Source organism: Niveispirillum sp. FG148 (assembly GCF_057809655.1).
On record NZ_JBMDKJ010000046.1, the window covers coordinates 15,110 to 35,970 of the forward strand.

The following is a 20,861-nucleotide window of genomic DNA, read 5'->3' on the forward strand; positions in this document are numbered from 1 at the left end:
CGTAGCAGATATAAGCTTGCATAACCATACCAATAATGTGCGGGAGGAACGGTTCCCATGGTGTATGTACTGGGGGGCTGGCAAAGCGACTTCGCCCGGAACTGGGCGCGCCAGGGCCTTGATATCATGGCCGGATTTACAGAAGCCGTACAGCAGGGGCTGCAATCGGCCCGGCTGGACGCGGCCGAGATCGGCTGTGGCCATGTCGGGAATTTCGTGGCCGACCTGTTCGCGGGCCAGGGGCTGCTGGGCGGCTTCTTCGGCCATGTCGATCCGGGCTTCGATGGGCTGCCGACATCCCGGCATGAGGCGGCCTGTGCGTCGGGTTCCATCGCGCTTCTGGCCGCCATGGCCGATATCGAATCCGGTCGCTACGATCTGGCCTGTGTCGTCGGACTGGAACTGATGCGCAATGTGCCGGGGGCCACGGCCGCCGACCATCTGGGGGCCGCCTGCTGGCGCGGGCATGAATTCACCGACTGTACCTATGTCTGGCCGCGCGCCTTTTCCGATCTGGCCGATGAATATGAACGGCGCTATGGTCTGAACCCGGCCCATCTCTGGCGCATCGCAAGCGTGAATTTCGCCAATGCCAGGCGCAACCCCAATGCCCAGACGCGCGGCTGGGCCTTCACCGATAAAAGCTTTACCGACGATCCGGACGCCAACCCGGTGGTGGAGGGACGCACGCGCAAGATGGATTGCGGGCAGGTGACGGACGGGTCGGCCGTGCTGTTCCTGGCGTCGGAAGCACGCGCGGCCGACTATGCAAGCCGGCGCGGCATCACCCTGTCGTCGCTGCCGCGCATCACCGGCTGGGGCCACCGGTCGGCCCCAATTTCCTATGCCCGCAAGATCGCGGACAGCGCCGGGGCGGATTATGTCTTCCCCCAGGTGCGCCGCGCCATCCTGGAGGCGCGTACACGCGCCGGCATCAGCGACCTGTCGCAGATCCACGCGGTTGAAACCCATGATTGCTTCGCCATGACCGAATATATGGCCATCGACCATCTGGGCCTGACGGCACCGGGCGAAGCCTGGAAGGCGGTGGAGGATGGCTCGATCGAACTGGGCGGGCGCCTGCCCGTCAACCCGTCCGGCGGCCTGATCGGCCTGGGCCATCCTGTCGGCGCCACGGGCGTGCGCATGGTGCTGGACGCAGCCAAACAGGTGACGGGATCGGCCGGCGATTATCAGGTCGATGGCGCCCGCGCCGTACAGACCCTGAATATCGGCGGCTCCACCACCACGACCGTCAGCTTCATCGTCGAACGGCGGGGGGTCTGATGCACCGCCGCGACATCCTGGCCGGAGCCACCGTCATGTTGAGCCCCCTGCCCGCCGCCGCTGCGGCCGCCACGCCCCACGCCTCTGGACGCCGGTTGCAGCAGTTCAAGGCCGTGATCGAGGATTGGCGGCGAAAGGATATCGACGCCATCCTGGCCCGCCTGCATGACGATATCGTCTGGCATGTGGCCGCCGCCGTGGCCCCGCCCTTGCGCGGCAAGGCCGCCACCCGCGCCTTTCTGGAGAAATTCTCCCAGGAAGTGGCGGAAGTCCACTGGCGCCTGTTCCACGCGGCGGAGACGGCGGACCGGCTGTTTGTGGAAGGGGTGGATGAATTCCGCACCAGCAAGGGCACCATGGTCGCCGCCCCCTATGCCGGGATCATCGAATTCAAGGGCGATCTGATCATCGGCTGGCGCGACTATCTGGACCGTTCCGTCGTCGATGCCGGGCGGCGCGGGGATGCCTATGCGCCCTATGTCAGCGAACTGATCAGCCGGGAGGCAATGTGATGGATATGGCAAGCGTTCCTTTCCGCCCCGCCGATTTCATGCCCGTCGATCTGGACCTTGACCGCGATGTCGATGGCAGCATCAAGCTGCGTTCGCGCCTGCCGCTCTCCATCCCCGATGCCAATATCCCGCGCGCCATAAGGGCGCGGGCGGCCCGCCATCCCGACCGGCTGGCGCTGGCCTGGCGCGGGGCCGACGGGGCGTGGGAAAAGCGGGATTCCGCCACCCTGATCGCGGAGATCGCGGCGGCCGCAAGCTGGCTGTCGGCCCATGTGCCGCCGGGCGGCACCTTGCTGATGATGGGGACCAATACCCATGCGGCGGCCGTGCTGACCTATGCCGCGTTCACGGCCGGGGTCACGCTCTGCCCGGTCGGCATTGCCTATGGGCTGGCCGGCGGCAACCATGCCCGCCTGCGCCATGTCTTCGCCAAGACCGGGCCCTGCCTGATCTATGTCGATCCGCACCCGGCCCTGGTGGCGGCCATCGATGCCGTGGCCCCGGCCGATGTGCCGGTGATCAGCACGCGGCCGCTGGCCCTGTCCCGGCCCGTCATCCCCTTCGCCGACCTGCTGGCCGAACCGGCCCGGCCGGACCTGGATGGGGCCATCGACGCGCTGGATGTGACGGCGCCGGCCTGCCTGATGCTGACCTCGGGATCGACGGGCCTGCCCAAGGTCGTGCCGCTCAGCCTGACCAATCTGGCGGCCAGCACGGCGCAGGGCATGGCCACCGCCGGCGGCGCCTTGGGCCCGGATGGGGAGATTGTCGACTGGCTGCCCTGGCACCATGCGGCCGGCGCGTCGGTGCTGCGCATCGCGCTTCTGCAGGGCTACAGCCTTTATGTCGACAATGGCAAGCCGATGCCGGGGATGTTCGAGGAGACGGTGCGCAATCTGCGCGAGGTTTCCGTGGGATATTACAATAATGTCCCGGCCGGCTATGCCCTGCTGGCCGATGCGCTGGAACAGGACCCTTTGCTGCGCCGTACCTTCTTCGCGCGCATGCGCATGATGCTCTATGGCGGCGCCGGTCTGGCCCAGCATGTCTATGACCGGCTGCAGCGCATGGCGATCGCGGAGACGGGCCACCGTGTCCATATCACGTCCGGCTATGGCATGACCGAATCCACCACGGGCTGCCTGGTCACGCATTTCCCCACCGACAAGGTCGGCATCGGCCTGCCCGCACCGGGGGTGGAGGTGAAGCTGGTCCCCTATGACGGGCGGTATGAGGTGCGGCTGCGCGGGCCCAATGTCATGGGGGGTTATCTGGACGAGCCGGAACGCACGGCGGCGGCCTTTGACGAGGAAGGCTATTACCGCACGGGCGATCTGGCCCGGTTCCATGATGATGAAAGGCCGGAACACGGCCTGGCCTTCGCCGGCCGCATGGCGGAGGAATTCAAGCTGGACAATGGCACCTGGGTGCAGGGCGGGCATCTGCGTGACCAGCTGCTGGGGGCGCTGGCGCCGCTGGTGCTGGATATCGTGCTGACGGACGATAACCGCCCCTGGCTGGGCCTGCTGTTCTGGCCCCGGCCGGGGGCGCCGGCCGATGTGCTGGATCAGGTGGCCACCCGCCTGCGGGAATTCAACGCGGCCCGGACGGGTACCGCCGCCATCATCCAGCGCGCCGCCCTGCTGACCACCCCGCCCAACCCCGACTGGCACGAACTGTCCGACAAGGGCACCATCAACCGCCGCGCCGTCATCGACCACCGCACGGAGATCGTCGATGCGCTGTATGGCGACGGTGCGCATCCGGCGGTGCGGGTGGTGTGAGCGGGGGGCTGTGGTCCCTCTCCACTACCCCCGACACTCCCAGTTTTTCGCGCCCCCTTCCATCTTTCTTCTCGTCATCCCGGCGAAAGCCGGGACCCAGGGGCCAAGCGCCCGACCTATCGGCAGCTTCCATCGACGCGGCGTCAAGGTTTGATCCTGTGGCCCCTGGGTCCCGGCTTTCGCCGGGATGACGGGAGAGGAAAATAGCATGCGCCCCGTCCCCCCCACACAAAAAGGCCCCCCATGGACATCGTCCTGCTTCTGGCCACCAACGCGGCGGTGATCGTCGTGGCCTTCCTGATCCTGTGGCGCATCTGTCTGGCCCTTGGCGACATGACGCCGGTCGATGCTGTCTGGGGGCTGGGCATGGTGCTGGTTGCCATCAGCACCTATGTGCAGGTGGGCGCAGGCGCGCCGCGGCAATGGCTGTTGCTGGGGCTGGTCACGCTCTGGGGGGTGCGGCTGGGGTCCTATATGCTGTGGCGCTGGCGCCATCATGGGACGGACCGGCGCTATACCGCCATGCTGGGCAAGGCGCAGGCGGCCAGGGGGTGGAGCCTGGCGCGGGCGTCGCTGATCCTGGTCTTTGCCACCCAGGCGCCGCTGCTGCTGATCGTCTGTCTGCCCGTGCAGCTGGGGCCGGTGGATGCCGCCACGCCGCTGGGCCCTGTCGCCTGGGCAGGGGCCGGGCTTTGCCTGTTCGGGATCCTGTTTGAAAGCCTTGGCGACTGGCAGCTGGTGCGGTTCAAGGCCGATCCCGCCAACCAGGGTCAGGTGATGATGCGCGGCCTCTGGCGCTATACCCGCCATCCCAATTATTTCGGCGATGCCTGCGCCTGGTGGGGGTTGTACCTGATCGCGGCCGAAACCGGGCCGGGCCTGTGGGCGCTGCCGGGGCCGATCCTGCTGACCTGGACCCTGATGAAATGGTCGGGCGCGCCGACGGTTGAAAAGCGCATGGCCCGCACCAGGCCGGGATACGAGGATTATATCCGCCGCACCTCCGGCTTCGTGCCCTGGCCGCCGAAGCGGGCATAGGGCCGAAGCGGGCATAGGGATGGTGCCAAGGGGAAATGTTGCGCCCCTCCCTTACGCTACCGCGTCGCGCGCCTCGTCCCGCTGCCGGGCGCTGGCTTCGATGGCGTGCCAGGCGGCGGCGATGTGGCTGCGCATGACGGAGCCGGCCCAGGTGCCGTCGCGCACCTCGAACGCCGACACGATCTCCATATGGTGGCGCAGGCTGCGGCGCAGGGCCTCGGCGTTGTAGCGATGGAAGGTGCGCAGGACCAGCGGCACCTCGATCACCTGCGCCATCATGGTCGACAGACGGCGGGCCCCTGCCGCCTGGGTGATGATGCGGTGGAATTCGCCATTGGCTTCCGCAATGCGGGACAGGGCATCGGACGTGCCCGTGGCCTCCAGCGCCACCATCTCCTCCGCCAATTCGCGCAGGCGGGCCACCTGTTCGGGGCTGGCCCGTTCGGCCGCCCGCTCCACGGCATAGCCTTCCAGCATGGCGCGCAGATCAAAGATCTCCTTGATCTCATCCACTGACCAGTCGGCGACGAAGGCGCCGTGGTTGCGCATGAAATGCACCGACCCTTCGGCATTCAGCCGACGCAACGCCTCGCGGATGGGCGTGCGGCTGACGCCGATCATCTCGGCCAGCTCGCCTTCCTTCAGATGCGTGCCGGGCGGGAATCGGCCTGCATGGATAGCGTCGCGGATTTCCGCATAGGCCTTTTCGACGGCATTGCTCATCACTGATGTCCCGGTCGGTTCCCGCCCTTGGGGGCGTGCTGGCGTTTCTCGGCTTCTTCTTAGCGCAGGCGATCAGGTTTGCACCACCCGTCGCGTCGCCAAGCCGCCGGATGGCTGGAGCTTTGGCGGATTGGCGGCCGGCGCCCGCCACCTTCTCCACCGTCACCCCGGCGAAAGCCGGGGTCCAGTCGTGAGGCGCGGTCAGCGCCGATATAACAAATATCGCGACAGACGCCGCTCTGGCCTGGATCCCGGCCTTCGCCGGGATGACGGTAGAGGGCGCTTCAACGAACTCCAGGTGACAAACAAAACCCAGGCCGGCGACTGCCGGCCCGCCGCCCATGCGGCGCAAGCCAAGCCGCCGGATGGCGGCGCCGGGCGCCTGAGGGAACAAACAGCCACAAACAGGCACAAGCAGACCCCTTGCCGCCCGGCTTGTCCGTCCGGCGCGGCTTTCCCGTCACAGTCGCTACAAAGTATACAATGACACGCATCCCCCCTTGTCGAAAGCGGATTCTCATATAAGGTTGGAAGCGACATCAAGACACGGGCGCACCCCTGCGTATGCCTGGAAAATCAATAAAATCCATCGAACAGCGGAGAGCAACGACAATGCGGAACGGACGTATCCTTCCAGCCTTGATGACCGGAACGGCGCTTTGTGCGTCGATGATTGTATCCAATCCGGCAGCCATGGCCCAAAAAGCAGGCACCCAGACCGACAGCAGCCCGAACATGCTGGAGGAGATTGTCGTCGTCGCCCGGCAGCGCAATGAAACGGCGCGCGAAACCCCGGTGGCGGTGGCTGCCTTCACCTCTGAAACGATCGAAAAGGCGGGCATCACGGGGCCGGCCGACTTCCTGGCCCTGACCCCCAATGTCAGCTTCCTGCAGACGACCAATGTCGGCGAGAGCCAGGTGCATATCCGTGGCGTGATCCAGCCGCGCGACGCGGAGCCGCCCTTTGCCTATGTGCTGGACGGCGTGCTGGTGCCCAATCCCAACGCCTTCAACCAGGACATGGTCGACATCGCCCAGATCGAGGTGATCAAGGGTCCGTTGGGGTCGATCTATGGCCGCAACGCCATCGGCGGCGCCATCCTGGTCAATACCAAGAAGCCGGGCGACACGGCCGAAGGCCAGATCCAGGCCGGCTATGAATTCCGCGGCAATGAATACAAGGTCAGCGGCTATGTCGGCGGCCCGCTGGTGGAAGACAAGCTGTTCGCCCGCATCACCGCATCCTACAAGGATCGCAAGGGCTACTACGACAACATCACCCTGAAGGAGAAGGAAGACCCCTTCACCGAACGGCTGGTGCGCGCCCGCGTCATCTACAAGGCAACGGACGATATCGAATTCGACTTCTCCGCCGGTTACGGCAAGATCGACGGCTACGCCTTCAATTTCAACAATCAGACGGCGGGCACGCCCGGCTTCGTCACCGGCGTCAATATCAAGGACACCTCCATCCCTTATGCCGGCAATGTCCGCAGCTTCAACAATCAGAAGCGCCTGGACCTGTCGGGCAAGATGGACTGGAAGACGGAGGCCGGCACCCTGACGGCCACCGCCGCCTATCACGACCTGAAGGAGAATATGGGGGGCGAGGGCGCGGTCGATCTGGCCCTGTTCGGCGTGCCCTTCCCCGGCGGGCCGGCGCCCGGCGATTTCTTCACCAACCCGGCCCTGATTGAAGGCTATGGCCCGACCCTGCGCGACGGCACGCAGTATCAGGAACGCAACCAGGACGACACGTCCTTCGAACTGCGCTTCACCTCGCCCGGTGAGAACCGGCTGCGCTATATCGCCGGCGCCTATTACATCAAGTTCAACCGCGAGATCGTGCTGAACCGCGGCAATGATCTGGGCCAGGGCGTCATCGTGGCCTCGCCGCTGGGTGGTCCGGCCAACCCCATCGTCGCCGTCACCTGGACCGACAATGCCAATGATGCCTGGGCCCTGTTCGGGCAGCTGGCCTATGACATCACCCCCGATGTCGAACTGTCCACGGCCTTCCGCTATGACAAGGAAAATCGGGAAAGCACCAACCTGACGCCCGCTGCCTATTCACCCCTGCCCAATGTCACGGGGCTGGTGCGCAAGGACAGCTTCAATGCCGCCCAGCCGCGCGTGTCGCTGCGCTGGAAGGCGACCAGGGATGTGTCGCTCTATGCCACCTATGGCGAGGGCTTCCGGTCCGGCGGCTTCAACCCGCTGGGCAGCCGCTTCAACATCATCAATGTCGATGGCGTGACCAACACCACGGTGCAGGACAGTTTCGGCAAGGAAACCTCGTCCTCCTATGAAGCCGGTGTGAAAAGCCGGTTGCTGGACGGGCGCCTGACCCTGAACGTCGCCGCCTTCAGCACGAAGGTGGAAAACGCACAGTTCTTCCAGTTCTTCCCCTTCTCGCTGTCGCGCGTGATTTCCATCGTCGACCGCAACCAGATCAAGGGCTTTGAACTGGACGGACAGGCGCGCGTGGCCGACGGGCTGGACCTGTTCTTCGGCTATGGCTATCTGCACAGCGAGATCAAGGAAAACAAGGAGTTGCCGCAGACGGTGGGCAACCGTTTCCCCTTCACGGCCAAGTATGATGCCATCCTGGGGGCGCAATATACCGTGCCGCTGGTACAGGATTACGACCTGTCGGCGCGCGTGGAATATAACCGCACCGGGCCGATGTATTTCGACACGCTGAACACGCCGGGCACGGAACGGCCCGCCATTGATCTGGTCAATGTCCGCCTGGGTGTGCAGAACGAAACCTGGGGCGCCACGCTCTATGCCCGCAACCTGTTCGACAAGCGCTACAATGTCGACGGCGTGGTCCTGGTCGTGCCCAACACCACCGTCTTCAACTTCACCACCCGCGCCCTGCCGCGCACGGTGGGTGTGGAACTGAAGGCGAAGTTCTAAGGGGGACCGGCGGGAAGTGTATGGCCCATACAATCTGGATTGTATGGGCCATAATCCATCCCTACACTTCTACCGCCGGGCCTTGTCCAGCTCCGCACGGCTGGCCCAGTGCGAATGGGTACCGCTGCTGATCTTGTGCGGCAGGGCGATGCGGCAGACGGGTCCGTCACTGAAGCGCTTGCAATCCACCAGGATGCATTCCGACGTGCCCTGGTTCTCGTCAATGATGAAGCTGACCAGATAGCCGTCATCCTCGTCCTTGGCGTTAACCCTTGGCGCAAAAGGACTTTCGCTGGCATAGCGACCTTCGGGCAAGGTCAGTTGCCAGCTCTCTCCCGTTACCAGATCATGCTTCACATAGCCGTTGAACAGGAACCAGCCCGGCTTGGTCGTGGTGGAATAGGCATAGCGATAGGGCCGGCCGGCATAGGTCTGGTTGAACATGCCGAATTCCAGAATCCGGTCGTCCAGCCGCTGTTCTACAGTTTCTCCAGTCTTCAGATTGAACCGCCAGCGGTGCAGCTTGGGCCGGAAGCTCTGTTCGTCAATAAAGGCCATGAAATGGCCGTGGCCATCCTCGCGTGGCAGGGGGGCGGGCTGGGGATTTTCCTGGAAATACCCGTCCAGCACCACCTCGTCCCCTTCCTCATAACAGTTCAGCCAGTGCAGGACATAGGTGGGGGATGCTTCGAACCAGCGGATATCCTCGGTCTTGCCATGGCGCGGGATCAGGGCGAAGCGCGACTTCATGTCGGGATGGAAGCGGCTGGCATGCAGACCCTTGGCCAGCAGTTCCGGGTCCCAGAACATGGGGAAATCGTTCAGGATCGACCAGTTCTCGCTGAACGCCATGTCATGCGGCAGGCGCGGGCCCGGCAGCGGGATGGGCACGTAGTTGGTCAGCCGCCCGTCGCGGTCCAGCACGCCATAGTGCATATAGGGTGCATGGGTGGAGTAGTTGAAGAACAGCAACTCTCCCGTCGCCTCATCCAGCTTTGGATGGGCGGAGATGCCGTCCAGCGGCACCCAGGGCGCCACGCCCGCCTGTTCCAGCGTTTCGGGGTCCAGCACATAGGCTTCCCCGCACTGGTAGAAGGTGGACAAGGCCTTGCCGGCATGGACGATGATATCGGTGCTGGAACTGTCCTTCACCCCGCCATGGGCACCGAAGCCGGGGCGGGTGGACACGCCCGGCCGGTCCATGATCCCACCCCACAGCGAGCGCCCGGCCTCCTGCTCTGCCTGAAAGCAGCGGGTGCGCACGAAGCGGTTGCGGTATGACGCCTTGCCGCCCCGGAAATCGATCTGGTGGATCATGCCATCGGCATCGAACGGATGATGCCGGCCCAGCGGTTCATGCACCTGATTTTCCGTGTTGCGCAGATAGACCCCGTCAATGTCGTCGGGGATGCGCCCTTCGATCACATCCAGATCCCAGGCATTCACCTCCTCCATCTGCGGGGTCCAGGGACCGTTCAGATAGGGGTGGTTGTTGGGGCGCAGGCTTGATGCGACCGGCGCCAGGCGCACGACATTCATTTCCTACCTCATGCTTTTTCGTGAGTGGGCCACAGGGTCGATCGACAGGGTAGCCACCCTTCGAATATCACCATTAGTATGGTTATGCAAGTTGAGAAATTTTCGATGGTTCCCCATATGAACCGTTGATAATCGCCTTGTCGTGCCGCATAGATGTCACTTGCATATTGATACCACGGAAAGGGTGCGGATCATGAAACGATCCCTGATCGCGGGGGTGGCGCTGCTGTTGCTGACCGCCGTCGCGGCCATAAGCCCGGCACAGGCCAGCCAGAAACGCACGGAGGAAAGCATGCGGTCGCAAGACCCGAAGATCGCGGTGGTGCAACAGATGATCCATGCCTGGAATACCCAGGACTGGAAGCAGGTGGGCGAGCTGTTCACCGAGGATGGGGTTCTGCATTCCATGATGCTGGACCCCATCGTGGGGCGCGAACCCATCGCCCAGCGCATCATGGCGCTGGGGGCGGGCGTCTCGGCCATCCATCTGGATATCCGCCATATCGGCCGCATCGGCGACATGGTGTTTGTCGAACGGGTCGACCGCTTCACCTACAAGGGCCATCAGGGGGCCGTGCCCGTGGTCGGCGTGCTGGACGTGAAGGGTGACAAGATCAAGGAATGGCGCGAATACTATGACCGGGCACAGTTGCTGTCGGAAATGGGTGTCGCCCAGGATTTCCACGGCGCCCATTGATACGCGCGGACGGCCCCGGTACACGCATCCCATCATGGCGGTGCGTCGGCCGGGGCCGGCGAGCAGCAGGGTTGGGCCTTCCAGGTGACTATGACGACCGGTCAGACACTTATTCGTACCTGTTCCATCTGGCGGGCGCTGGAAATCGTCGGCGACACGCCGACCCTGCTGACCTTGGAGGCAGCCTGGCTGGGCGTGCGCCGCTTTGACGAGTTCCATCAGCGCACGGGCCTGCTGAAGGCGCTGTTGTCCAACCGGCTGAAAAAGCTGGTGGAGGCGCAGATCTTCGAAAAGCGGCTCTATACCAGCAGTCCGCCGCGTTCCGAATATGTGCTGGCGCCCAAGGGGCGGGACCTTTACTGGGTCACGCTGATGCTGCTGCGCTGGGAGCAGTTGTGGGCCGAACAGGATGGCGAGATCCGCGTGACCCTGACCCACAAGGTCTGCGGCCATGCCTTCACGCCGGAGCCGGCCTGCGGCCATTGCGGGCAGAATTTCAATGCCACGGAGGTCACCTGGCGCGAAGGACCGGGCGTGGGCTGGATGGCCCCGCTCTACAGCCAGCGCCGCCAGCAGCGCGACAGCATCGCCGGCACGTCGCTGTTCAAGACGGGTGCGCAGCTGATGGGCGATCGCTGGGCCAGCCTGATCATGCGGTCCATCTTCACCGGCATCAACCGCTTCGACGATATCCGCCGCGACACGGCCATTGCCACCAACGTCCTGTCGGAACGGCTGGCCTGGCTGGTATCGATCGGGGTGATAAAGCAGCACCAGTACGCGACCAGCCCGCCACGGTACGAATATCGCGTGCGGCGCAAGGGGTTGGATTATTTCCCGGCCCTGCTGATGCTGATGCAATGGGGGGACAAGTATTATGTGTCGCCCGAAGGCCCGCCTTTGCTGCTGACCCACAAGGAATGCGGCCATGGGCTGGACGCCAAGGTCGTCTGTTCCCATTGCCGCGGCCCCATCGCACCGCAGGATGTGACGTTCGAGATTGCAGAACCAGGGAGTGTGGTTTCGGGGTGAGGGGGGCCTTTCCACTGCGTCCTCTGTTCCCCGTCATCCCGGCGAAAGCCGGGACCCAGGGGCCGCGAGACCCGACCTGTCGGCGGCTTTGATCAATGCGGCGTCTACTGTCGAGCTTGTGACCCTGGGTCCCGGCTTTCGCCGGGATGACGGGAATTAGGCGGGAACCCGTTCAATCGCACGGCCCACCTCTACCTAACCCCCCCACCCGCGCGCCCAACGCGCCCGCGGCAAGGGCCCCGCACGCCCACAATCAACCGACAAGCAAGGGAGGAAACGGACCATGGCGGCAGCCGCTACATTGTCCGACCTGCTGGACCGGCAGGCCATCACCGATATCCTGATCGCCTATGCCCGCGGCGCTGACCGCGGCGACGTGGATCTGATCGAGGCCGCGTATCATGATGACGCCATCGAGGATCATGGCGGCACCTTCAACGGGCCGGCACGCGAGTATGTGGCCGCCATGCGCAAGATGCTGCCACGAGCCCCGCGCATGAGCCATTCGGTCACCAATATCCTGGTGGAACTGGAGGGCGATACGGCCTGGACCGAATGCCATTACCTGACCTTCGCCCGGCTGCCGGTGAAGGGCGGTGCGGCGGGGGAGACGGTGGACAGCCTGACCATGGCGCGGGCCATCGACCGGTTTGAACGGCGCAATGGCCGCTGGGCCATCGCCCATCGCCGCCTGGCCTGGGACTGGAGCCAGGAGATGCCGACCAATGAAAGCTGGGGCCGCGGCCTGATTGCGCCCGACCCGTCCATTCTGGTGCGCGGCACACGCAAGCCCGATGATGTGCTGTACCGCGCCAGGGTTGAGGATCAGGCAGCCAGGGAGGCGGGGCAATGAGGATCGAAGGATGCACGGCCCTGGTCACCGGCGCCAATCGCGGCATCGGCCTGGGCTTTGTCGAGGAATTGCTGGAACAGGGGGCGGCGCGCATTTACGCCGCCGCCCGCACGGAAGAAGACGCGGCCACCCTGTCGGCGATGGGCGGTGGCCTTGTCACGGGTCTGGTGCTGGATGTGACGCGGCCGGAACAGGTGGCCGCCGCGGCGGCCACCTGTGGCACGGTCAGCCTGCTGATCAACAATGCCGGCGCCTTCAACCGCCAGACCCTGATGCGAGCACCCGACATGGTGTCGATGCGGGCTGAAATGGAGGTGAATTTCTTCGGGCTGGTTTCCATGTGCCGGGCCTTTGCGCCCGTGCTGGCGGCGAACGGTGGCGGCGCCATCGTCAATGTCCTGTCGGCCGGCGCCATCGTGCCCGTGCCGGAAATGGGCGGCTACAGCCCGTCGAAATTCGCGGCGCGGGCCGCCGGCGATTGTATCCGCGCCGAACTGGCGGGACAGGGCACCGCGGTCACGTCGCTGATCGTCGGCTCGGTCGATACCCGCATGGCGGAGCATGTGAAGGGCGTGGACAAGGCCAGCCCACGCGACATCGCCAAGGCCGGGCTGCTGGCCGTGCGCCTGGGCCTGGAAGAACATGACACCGACCGCCATGCCGTGGAGGTGCGCGCCTTCCTGGCCCGCGATCCCCAGCGCCTGCGCCAATCCATGGTGCAGCGCATGGCGAAATTGCAGGCACGCTGGCAGGCGGAGGAGGCCGCAAAATGAAGAAAATCCGCGTCATCCAATGGGCCACGGGCGCCATGGGCAAGAGTGTCCTGCGCGCCCTGATCGACAATCCGGGCGTGGAACTGGCCGGGCTGTACGTCTATGGCCAGGACAAAGAAGGCCTGGATGCCGGCGACATCGCCCGGCGTCCGCCCACCGGCGTGAAGGCCACGCGCGATATTGACGCGATCCTGGCCCTGGACGCCGATGTTGTGATCCATTGCGCGCGGCTGGCCCCGCCCTATGGCTCGCATGATGCGGAGCTGATCCGGCTGCTGGAATCGGGCAAGAATGTCATTTCCATCAATGGCTATTCCCGGCCGCAATTTTCGGGCGGGGAGCGGCTGGCGGCGCTGCAGGCGGCCTGCGAACAGGGGGGATCGACCCTGATGGGCGCGGGGTTGAATCCCGGCTTTGCCGCCGAACAGCTGGCCGTCGTCGCCACAGGCGTCTGTTCGCGCCTGGACCAGGTGGAATTGGTGGAAAGCGTGCCCTGCCAGATGGTACGCAGCCCGGACTATGTCTTCGGCATCCTGGGCTTCGGGTCCGACCCGGCCCAGGTGAACCCCAACGATCCGGCATGGGGCCCGGCCTCGTCGCTGAACGGCATGTATGGGGAGGCCTTGTCGGCCATGGCCGACCATCTGGGCCTGGAGCTGGAACGGGTGGAGACCGATCACCGTGTGTTCGGGGCCAGCCGGGACCTGACCATCGCCGCCGGGCCCATCGCGGCGGGCGGCATCTCCCACATCCATTGGCGCTGGCACGGGATCGTGGGCGGGCGGCCGTTGCTGACCATCTCCATCCACTGGTACATGGAGACGGCGCATCTGGACAATCCGGAGCCGCCCTTGTGGCAGATCAGGGTGGAGGGCGAACCGGGCGTGCGCATCGCGGTGGAGCTGACCAAACACCCGTCCGACACGACCCGCACATCGGCCGAACAGATCGCCGTAGCCGGGTCGGTGATGAACGCCATCCCCGTCGTCTGCGCTGCCCCGCCCGGCGTGATGACCAGACCGCTGGCGACGCCGCATCAGGGGGGATGACCCGCAGCTTTCCGGGCGCTAGCGCTGATGGGGAGCCCTGTTGCCCCCGCAACCCAACGGCTCAGCCGCAGCCGATCTCCGTCCCGTCGGGGCAGTAGATTTCGTACAGGGTCTGGATGACGCGGGCCGCTTCGTCGCTGGCCAGGGCGTAATAGATGGTCTGGCCGTCGCGGCGCGCCCGGACCAGACCGTCCTTACGCAGCAGGGCCAGCTGCTGCGAAACGGCCGTGTCGCGCATGCTGATGCGTTCGGCCAAGTCACCGACCGATCGCTCCCCCTGCACCAGCTGGCACAGGATCATCAGGCGCCCGCGATTGCCCAGCGCCTTCAGAAGCTCGACCGCGCGGTCGGCATTGACCTGCATTTCTTGCATGTTCATTCCCCTGGAATAAAAGGGAAAGGCACGGCCGTCAATGGCAGGAACCCTGTCCCTGCCATCGCCGGATATCATACCGGTGTACGCATCATGTCCGCCCATCAGCGTCGCGCAGCACGACATAGATGGACGGGATGACCAGCACCGTCAGCAGCGTGGAAGAGGCCAGCCCGAACAGCAGGGCCACGGCCAGCCCCTGGAAGATCGGATCGGTCAGGATGGTGGCCGCCCCGATCATGGCCGACAAAGCCGTCAGCAGGATGGGCTTGAAGCGCACGGCACCGGCCTGCAACAGAACCTCGCGCAAGCTCAGGCCATGGCCTGCCCCGTGGCGGATGAAATCCACCAGCAGGATGGAATTGCGCACGATGATGCCGGCCAGCGCGATGAAGCCGATCATCGACGTGGCCGTGAACGCCGCCCCCACCAGCCAATGGCCCAGCATGATGCCCAGCAGGGTCAACGGAATGGGCGTCAGGATGACCAGCGGCAGTTTGAAGCTGCGGAACTGCGCCACCACCAGCACATATATCGCCAGGATGGCCACGCCGAACGCCGCCCCCATGTCGCGGAAGGTGACATAGGTGACCTCCCACTCCCCGTCCCACAGCAGGGTCGGGTGGGTTTCATCCGCCGGCTGTCCGGCCAGCGTCACCACAGGCTTGGGCAGGCTGCCCCAATCATGCGCGTCGATGGCGTCGGCGACGGCCCCCATGCCATAGATCGGCGCCTCGTACCGGCCGGCCAGTTCGGCCGTCACCATGTCAGTGAAATAGCCGTCGCGGCGGAACAGCACGGGCGACCCCTCCTCCCGCACCACCCGCACCAGCTCACCCAGCTCCACCACCCGGTTCGATCCGGGGATGGCGTTGGCGGGCACGGGCGTGGATGACAGCCGCGCCGTCCAGGCGCGGTCATCCTTGGGCAGGGCGATGGAGATATCGACAGGATAACGTTCCTGCCCGCGATGGGAATAACCGACAGGCTGGGTGCCCAGGATGGCGCGGAGCGCGTCATAGACGGCCCCCTGCTCCACCCCGAAATATTCCAGCCGTTCCTGATCGATGGAAATGCGCAGGCGCGGCTGGACCGTGCCATAGCTGTCATCGATATCGGTGATGAAGGGGATCGTGGCGAACAGCTTGCGCACCTCCCCTGCCACGGCGCGGCGCGTGGCGGCATCGGGACCATAGATTTCGGCCAGCAGGGTCGCCATCACGGGCGGGCCCGGCGGCACCTCCACCACCTTCAGGCTGGTGCCTTCCGGCAGTTTCAACCCGGCTAGCAGCTTGGCCCGCAGATCCAGGGCGATGTCGTGACTGGCGCGTTTGCGGTCGCCCTTGGGGGCCAGATTGATCTGCACCTCGCCCAGGTCGGGGCTGTTGCGCAGGAAGCTGTGCCGCACCAGACCGTTGAAATTGAAGGGCGCCGCCGTGCCGGCATAGATCTGGGCAGAGCGCAGTTCCGGCAGGGTGGCGGCAATGTCCGCCGCCTGGAACAGCAGGCGCTGCGTGTCCTGCAGCGTGGCCCCGCGCGGCAGGTTCAACTGCACCGACAGTTCGGATTTATTGTCGAACGGCAGCAGCTTGACCGTCACGCTCTTGGTGGCGAACAGGCCGAGCGAGGCGACGGTGGCGACACCGACAATGGCCAGGAAACGACCGGCATTGCGGCGGGACGACAGGATGGGCGTGGCGACGCGGCGGTACAGTCGGCCCAGGGCCCCGCCATCATGCGCCCCCTCTTGCCCCCCGTGCCCGGCGGCATCGCCACCCTTGCCCGTCAGTTTCAGCATCAGCCAGGGTGCCAGCACCATGGCGGCAAAGAAGCTGAACAGCATGGCGGCGGACGCGTTGACGGGGATGGGCGCCATGTACGGTCCCATCATGCCCGACACGAACAGCATGGGCAGCAGGGCCGCAACCACCGTCATGGTGGCGACGATGGTGGGATTGCCCACCTCCGCCACCGCCTCCACCGCGGCATTCATGCGGTCGCGCCCGTCCTTCATGGCCCAGTGCCGGGCGATATTCTCCACCACCACGATGGCGTCATCGACCAGGATACCGATGGCGAAGATCAGTGCGAACAGGCTGACGCGGTTGATGGTGTAGCCCATCAGGTGGGCGGCAAACAACGTCATCAGGATGGTGACCGGGATGACGACCAGGGTCACCAGCGCCTCCCGCCGTCCAATGGCGAACCAGATCAAGGCCACGATGGACAGGGTGGCCAGACCCAGATGGAACAGCAGCTCATCGGCCTTTTCCGACGCGGTTTCCCCGTAATTGCGCGTGACCTCCACCCGCACGCCATCGGGGATCAGGCGGCCGCGCAGGCCATCGACCCGTTCCAGGATGGCGTCGGCCACGACCACGGCATTGGCGCCGGCCCGCTTGGACAGGGCGACGGTGACGGCGGGGCTGCGCGTCCACGCACCCTTGTCGCCCTTGACCATGGTCCAGGCGGCCTGATCGACGGGCGCGCTGTCCAGCACGACATTGGCGACATCGCGGACATAGACGGGGCGGTTGTCACGGCTGGTCAGCAGCAGCAGCCCGATATCGGGCACGCCCGACAGGGTCTGCCCCGCCGCCACCGTCAGGCTTTTGCCGCCATCCAGCAGCCGGCCCGCGACGAAGGAGCGGTTGGCCCCCGCGATCTTGCCCGTCAACTGTTCCAGCGTGATACCGTACAGCGCCAGCTTTTCCGGATCGGGTTCAACGCGTACCTGTTCGGTGACGCGGCCCGACAGGTAGGTGGCGCCGATATCGGGCACCTTCACCAGTTCGGTGCGCAGCTTTTCCGCCAGTGTGCCCAGATCGCGGTCGGGCCAGCGGTCGGCCAGACCGGGTTCGGCCGACAGCGTCAGGGTGACGATGGCGACATCATTGATGCCGCGCCCGACAATCGCGGGTTCGGGAATGCCGACGGGGATTTCCGACAGATGCGCGCGGATCTTGGCATGGACGCGGACGATGGCGTCATCCTCGTTCGTGCCCACCTTGAACCGCGCCGTCACCATGACGCGGTCATCCTCCGTCTGGCTATAGACATGGTCGACGCCGTTGATGCCCTTGACGATGGCTTCCAGCGGCTTGGTCACCAGTTCGGCCGCGTCCGGAGCCTTCAACCCGTCGGCCGACACCAGGATGTCGACCATGGGCACGCTGATCTGCGGCTCCTCCTCCCGCGGGATCAGGGCCAGCGCGATCAGGCCGGCGATGAGCGAGGCCATCAGGAACAGGGGCGTCAGGGGGGAGCGGATGGTGGCCCGCGTCAGCAGGCCGGAAATGCCCAGATTCATGGCCGCACCATGATGTCGCCGTCGGAAAGACCGGACAGGATTTCCACCCCGTCATCCAGGCCCGGCAGGGGCCGCTTCTGCCCGCGCTGCACCGGCACCGACGCCGTGCCATCGCCCACGCGCAGCTGCGCGAAATCCAGGCCGAAGCGGGTGGTCAGGTAGCTGGCGGGCACGACGATGGTGGGCCGGGCGCCGGTCGGCACCAGCACGCGCACACGCTGGCCCACATAATAATCGCCCAGGCCGCTGACCTTGGCATCGGCCTGCACGCGCCCGTCGGTGATCTGCGGATAGACCAGGGTGACGGCGCCGGTGCCATCCGCCCCGCCCTGACCCATATCCTCCCCATCCAGGCGCACCGGGTCGCCCGCCTTCAGGCGGACGGCATGGCGTTCGGGGATGGACAGGCGCAGGACGTAATCACGCTCCGCGATGGTGGCCACGGCTTCGCCGGCCATCACCACCGTGCCCGGCGTCACCGGGACCGTCAGCACCCGGCCCGATGTGGGGGCCAGCACCTGGCCTTCAGTCATCTGCTGGCCGATGACGGCGCGTTCGGCCGTGCGGGCCTTCAGATTGTTGGCGGCGACATTGGCGGCCGTGCGCAGCTCGTCCAGGCGCTGTTTGGTGACGAAGCCGTTCTTCATCAGCTCCTCGCCACGCGCCAGATCGGCCTGGGCCTGTTCCAGCTGCGCGCGGGCGGCGGCGATCTGCGCGTCGGACGCACCCTGCTGCAAAGCCAGCTTCTGGTCGCCGATGGTGGCGATCACCTGGCCGGCCGTGACCGCGTCGCCTTCCTTCACCGACAGGCCGGTGATGGTGCCGCCTGTGCGCACGCGCGCCGGCACCTTGTTCACGCTTTCCACCGTGGCGAAGACCGACTTCTCATCGGGCAGCGGCTTCACGGCGACGGTGAAATCCCCCCCGGCGGCCAGCGCGGGCCCGGCCAGCAGGGGAAGCAGCAGCAAGGATGACAGCAGACGCGCACGCATGATCGGGCCTCCCAAGAGTATTTTTACCGGCGGTCGATGACGCCGCCGCTGGCCGGGTCCAGCGTGATGGTGGGCAGGCGGGCGGACATCCAGGCCTGGATGCCGCCTTCCATATGTTCGGTATGGCCCAGCCCCGCCTGCTGGCAGCGCATCACGGCCATGGCCGAGCGCTTGCCGGACCCGCACTGAAAGACGATGCGCACCTTGTCCGCATCCGGCAGCGCCTTGGGATCGAAGCTGGACAGCGGGAACAGCATCGCGCCATGGATGCGGGCGGCCGCGAATTCCTGCGGTTCGCGCACATCGACCAGCAGGATGGCGCGGTCGACCAGCAGTTCATGCACGCTGGCCGGGGAAAGATCGGTGATCATGGGGCGGTCCTTGGCAGATATCGAGGGTGAATATTAATCTTCAGAGATATGAAGGTACGGCGATAAGGCCCCCCGCGTCAACCACGCGACGCATGTGCCCACCACATGGCAAGGGCCGCGAGCCCTTCATATCTTCATATTTGCGAATATATGATTTCGTGCATAATCCCTGTGACCGGGGCGTGCCCATGGGGCCGCCCCCCATACCCGACCGACCCGCCAACAGGGAAGGCGACCCATTATATCCAGGGAGGATGTGTGATGGCTGAGATTGTCGTGCTGGGCGCCGGGCTGGGCGGAACCATCATGGCCTATGAACTGATGCCGCAATTGCGGCCGGGCGACCGGCTGACCCTGATCGGTCGGGGCGGCCAGTTCCAGTTCACGCCGTCCAACCCCTGGGTCGCCGTCGGCTGGCGGGAGAAGAAGGAGGTGGAGGTGGATCTGGCGCCGATCATGGCGCGCAAGGATATCCGCTTCATCGATGCCGGGGCCACCCGCCTGCACCCGGCCGAAAACCGCATCGACATCGCCGATGGCAGCAGCGTTTCCTATGATTATCTGGTCATCGCCACGGGGCCGGACCTGGCCTTTGACGAGGTGCCGGGCCTGGGCCCCGATGCCTATACGCAGTCCATCTGCCAGACCGGGCACGCCGTCCACGCCTATGAGGAATTCGAGATTTTCTGCGCCAATCCCGGCCCGATCATCGTCGGGGCGGCGCCCGGCGCCTCCTGCTTCGGGCCGGCCTACGAATTCGCCTTCGTGCTGGACACCGAACTGCGCAAGCGCGGCATCCGCGACAAGGTGCCGATGACCATGGTCACGCCCGAACCCTATATCGGCCATCTGGGCCTGGACGGGGTGGGCGACACCAAGTCGATGATGGAAAGCGAACTGCGCCAGCGCCATATCAAATGGGTCACCAATGCCCGCGTGACAGAAGTGCAGAAGGGCCGGATGCATGTGGAGGAACTGGCCGACAATGGCCAGGTTGCCCGCACCCATGACCTGCCGTTTGGCTATGCCATGCTGCTGCCCGCCTTCCGCGGCGTGCCGGCCATCAAGGGGATCGAGGGGCTGACCAATCCGCGCGGCTTCGTCCTGACCGACAAGTACCAGCGCAACGCCGCCTTCCCCAACGTCTTCGCCATCGGCGTCACGGTCGCCATCCCGCCCCTGGGCCCCACGCCCGTGCCCGTGGGCGTGCCCAAGACCGGATTCATGATCGAATCCATGGTCACGGCCACGGCCTTGAATATCGGCGCCCTGCTGCGCGACAAGAAGCCGGCGCACAGCCCCACCCTTAACGCCGTCTGTCTGGCCGATTTCGGCGATGGCGGCGTGGCCTTCGTCGCCCAGCCGCAGATCCCGCCGCGCAATGTCAACTGGTCGTCCAAAGGCACCTGGGTGCATTATGCCAAGATCGGGTTCGAGAAATACTTCCTGCACAAGGTGCGCCGGGGCACGGCCGAACCCTTCTACGAACATTTCCTGATGGAACGCCTGAACATCAAGAAGGTGAAGGAAGGGTGACACCCATGCCGGTTCATACGATGTTCCTCACGCGCCGGCGCCAACATCCGTTGGCTTGGCTTACGCGGCA

At 65.4% G+C, this 20,861-nt stretch carries 17 protein-coding genes; 11 read left to right on the forward strand and 6 right to left on the reverse strand.

From position 1 onward, the window contains the following. The first annotated feature begins 57 nt into the window (after window positions 1-57). The 4 genes from ACODTW_RS26820 (at window position 58) to ACODTW_RS26835 (ending at window position 4,621) form a co-directional block, all read left to right on the forward strand. Window positions 58-1,287 (forward strand): acetyl-CoA acetyltransferase, encoded by a 1,230-nt coding sequence (locus ACODTW_RS26820; RefSeq protein WP_488949214.1) that lies wholly within the window; start codon window positions 58-60, stop codon window positions 1,285-1,287. Next, complete coding sequence (locus ACODTW_RS26825) at window positions 1,287-1,799, forward strand: nuclear transport factor 2 family protein (RefSeq protein ID WP_488949215.1); 513 nt, start codon at window positions 1,287-1,289, stop codon at window positions 1,797-1,799. The genes ACODTW_RS26820 and ACODTW_RS26825 overlap by 1 nt, the downstream gene beginning before the upstream one ends. After that, a complete protein-coding gene (locus ACODTW_RS26830) occupies window positions 1,799-3,583 on the forward strand; it encodes an AMP-binding protein (protein ID WP_488949216.1) in 1,785 nt (594 codons plus the stop codon). Before ACODTW_RS26825 ends, ACODTW_RS26830 begins: the two co-directional genes overlap by 1 nt. 243 nt (window positions 3,584-3,826) lie before the next feature. Beyond that, window positions 3,827-4,621, forward strand: a complete 795-nt coding sequence (locus tag ACODTW_RS26835) for a DUF1295 domain-containing protein (protein WP_488949218.1) — start codon at window positions 3,827-3,829, stop codon at window positions 4,619-4,621. Window positions 4,622-4,672: 51 nt separating this feature from the next. Here the strand turns inward: ACODTW_RS26835 and ACODTW_RS26840 are convergent, their stop codons facing one another. Further along, the gene (locus tag ACODTW_RS26840) at window positions 4,673-5,344 is read right to left on the reverse strand and encodes a GntR family transcriptional regulator (protein WP_488949220.1); all 672 of its coding nucleotides are present in this window, start codon (window positions 5,342-5,344) and stop codon (window positions 4,673-4,675) included. 693 nt (window positions 5,345-6,037) lie between these two features. Between ACODTW_RS26840 and ACODTW_RS26845 the strand changes: the two genes are divergently transcribed. After that, window positions 6,038-8,266 carry a TonB-dependent receptor gene (locus tag ACODTW_RS26845; protein ID WP_488949221.1) on the forward strand — a complete coding sequence of 743 codons (2,229 nt, stop codon included), beginning with the start codon at window positions 6,038-6,040 and terminating at the stop codon, window positions 8,264-8,266. Between the two features lie 69 nt (window positions 8,267-8,335). Here ACODTW_RS26845 and ACODTW_RS26850 read toward each other — a convergent pair whose 3' ends face one another. Continuing rightward, window positions 8,336-9,805, reverse strand: coding sequence for a carotenoid oxygenase family protein (locus ACODTW_RS26850; RefSeq protein ID WP_488949222.1), 1,470 nt, complete (start codon window positions 9,803-9,805; stop codon window positions 8,336-8,338). A 193-nt stretch (window positions 9,806-9,998) separates the two neighbouring features. On the opposite strand from ACODTW_RS26850, the gene ACODTW_RS26855 reads away from it, so the two are divergent. From ACODTW_RS26855 to ACODTW_RS26875, 5 genes are all read left to right on the forward strand, one after another. Next, window positions 9,999-10,502, forward strand: coding sequence for an SgcJ/EcaC family oxidoreductase (locus ACODTW_RS26855; protein WP_488949224.1), 504 nt, complete (start codon window positions 9,999-10,001; stop codon window positions 10,500-10,502). A 90-nt stretch (window positions 10,503-10,592) separates the two neighbouring features. Then, on the forward strand, window positions 10,593-11,534 hold the full coding sequence (locus ACODTW_RS26860; protein WP_488949237.1) for a winged helix-turn-helix transcriptional regulator: 942 nt from the start codon (window positions 10,593-10,595) through the stop codon (window positions 11,532-11,534). Between the two features lie 283 nt (window positions 11,535-11,817). After that, window positions 11,818-12,387: a nuclear transport factor 2 family protein gene (locus ACODTW_RS26865; RefSeq protein ID WP_488949225.1), complete on the forward strand. Its 570-nt coding sequence runs from the start codon at window positions 11,818-11,820 to the stop codon at window positions 12,385-12,387. After that, entirely contained in the window at window positions 12,384-13,160 is a 777-nt protein-coding gene (locus ACODTW_RS26870; RefSeq protein WP_488949226.1) for an SDR family oxidoreductase, read from the forward strand. Before ACODTW_RS26865 ends, ACODTW_RS26870 begins: the two co-directional genes overlap by 4 nt. Continuing rightward, entirely contained in the window at window positions 13,157-14,209 is a 1,053-nt protein-coding gene (locus ACODTW_RS26875) for an NAD(P)H-dependent amine dehydrogenase family protein (RefSeq protein ID WP_488949228.1), read from the forward strand. The genes ACODTW_RS26870 and ACODTW_RS26875 overlap by 4 nt, the downstream gene beginning before the upstream one ends. A gap of 61 nt (window positions 14,210-14,270) precedes the next feature. Here ACODTW_RS26875 and ACODTW_RS26880 read toward each other — a convergent pair whose 3' ends face one another. The 4 genes from ACODTW_RS26880 to ACODTW_RS26895 form a co-directional block, all read right to left on the reverse strand. Next, window positions 14,271-14,582, reverse strand: a complete 312-nt coding sequence (locus ACODTW_RS26880) for an ArsR/SmtB family transcription factor (RefSeq protein WP_488949230.1) — start codon at window positions 14,580-14,582, stop codon at window positions 14,271-14,273. A gap of 91 nt (window positions 14,583-14,673) precedes the next feature. Further along, window positions 14,674-17,892 carry an efflux RND transporter permease subunit gene (locus ACODTW_RS26885; protein ID WP_488949232.1) on the reverse strand — a complete coding sequence of 1,073 codons (3,219 nt, stop codon included), beginning with the start codon at window positions 17,890-17,892 and terminating at the stop codon, window positions 14,674-14,676. Further along, complete coding sequence (locus tag ACODTW_RS26890; RefSeq protein WP_488949233.1) at window positions 17,889-18,884, reverse strand: efflux RND transporter periplasmic adaptor subunit; 996 nt, start codon at window positions 18,882-18,884, stop codon at window positions 17,889-17,891. Before ACODTW_RS26890 ends, ACODTW_RS26885 begins: the two co-directional genes overlap by 4 nt. 23 nt (window positions 18,885-18,907) lie before the next feature. Beyond that, the gene (locus tag ACODTW_RS26895; RefSeq protein WP_488949234.1) at window positions 18,908-19,255 is read right to left on the reverse strand and encodes a rhodanese-like domain-containing protein; all 348 of its coding nucleotides are present in this window, start codon (window positions 19,253-19,255) and stop codon (window positions 18,908-18,910) included. A 261-nt stretch (window positions 19,256-19,516) separates the two neighbouring features. Here ACODTW_RS26895 and ACODTW_RS26900 point away from each other — a divergent pair, with 261 nt between their 5' ends. Then, window positions 19,517-20,791, forward strand: a complete 1,275-nt coding sequence (locus tag ACODTW_RS26900) for an NAD(P)/FAD-dependent oxidoreductase (protein WP_488949236.1) — start codon at window positions 19,517-19,519, stop codon at window positions 20,789-20,791. Window positions 20,792-20,861 lie beyond the last annotated feature (70 nt).

Bases quoted from the DNA above. Each gene is read 5' to 3' on its own strand.
- ACODTW_RS26875 (WP_488949228.1), top strand. From the start codon at position 13,157: ATGAAGAAAATCCGCGTCATCCAATGGGCCACGGGCGCCATGGGCAAG.
- ACODTW_RS26830 (WP_488949216.1), top strand. From the start codon at position 1,799: ATGGATATGGCAAGCGTTCCTTTCCGCCCCGCCGATTTCATGCCCGTC.
- ACODTW_RS26860 (WP_488949237.1), top strand. From the start codon at position 10,593: ATGACGACCGGTCAGACACTTATTCGTACCTGTTCCATCTGGCGGGCG.
- ACODTW_RS26820 (WP_488949214.1), top strand. From the start codon at position 58: ATGGTGTATGTACTGGGGGGCTGGCAAAGCGACTTCGCCCGGAACTGG.
- ACODTW_RS26865 (WP_488949225.1), top strand. From the start codon at position 11,818: ATGGCGGCAGCCGCTACATTGTCCGACCTGCTGGACCGGCAGGCCATC.
- ACODTW_RS26825 (WP_488949215.1), top strand. From the start codon at position 1,287: ATGCACCGCCGCGACATCCTGGCCGGAGCCACCGTCATGTTGAGCCCC.
- ACODTW_RS26895 (WP_488949234.1), bottom strand. From the start codon at position 19,255: ATGATCACCGATCTTTCCCCGGCCAGCGTGCATGAACTGCTGGTCGAC.
- ACODTW_RS26850 (WP_488949222.1), bottom strand. From the start codon at position 9,805: ATGAATGTCGTGCGCCTGGCGCCGGTCGCATCAAGCCTGCGCCCCAAC.
- ACODTW_RS26845 (WP_488949221.1), top strand. From the start codon at position 6,038: ATGGCCCAAAAAGCAGGCACCCAGACCGACAGCAGCCCGAACATGCTG.
- ACODTW_RS26840 (WP_488949220.1), bottom strand. From the start codon at position 5,344: ATGAGCAATGCCGTCGAAAAGGCCTATGCGGAAATCCGCGACGCTATC.
- ACODTW_RS26855 (WP_488949224.1), top strand. From the start codon at position 9,999: ATGAAACGATCCCTGATCGCGGGGGTGGCGCTGCTGTTGCTGACCGCC.
- ACODTW_RS26900 (WP_488949236.1), top strand. From the start codon at position 19,517: ATGGCTGAGATTGTCGTGCTGGGCGCCGGGCTGGGCGGAACCATCATG.
- ACODTW_RS26890 (WP_488949233.1), bottom strand. From the start codon at position 18,884: ATGCGTGCGCGTCTGCTGTCATCCTTGCTGCTGCTTCCCCTGCTGGCC.
- ACODTW_RS26880 (WP_488949230.1), bottom strand. From the start codon at position 14,582: ATGCAAGAAATGCAGGTCAATGCCGACCGCGCGGTCGAGCTTCTGAAG.
- ACODTW_RS26870 (WP_488949226.1), top strand. From the start codon at position 12,384: ATGAGGATCGAAGGATGCACGGCCCTGGTCACCGGCGCCAATCGCGGC.
- ACODTW_RS26885 (WP_488949232.1), bottom strand. From the start codon at position 17,892: ATGAATCTGGGCATTTCCGGCCTGCTGACGCGGGCCACCATCCGCTCC.
- ACODTW_RS26835 (WP_488949218.1), top strand. From the start codon at position 3,827: ATGGACATCGTCCTGCTTCTGGCCACCAACGCGGCGGTGATCGTCGTG.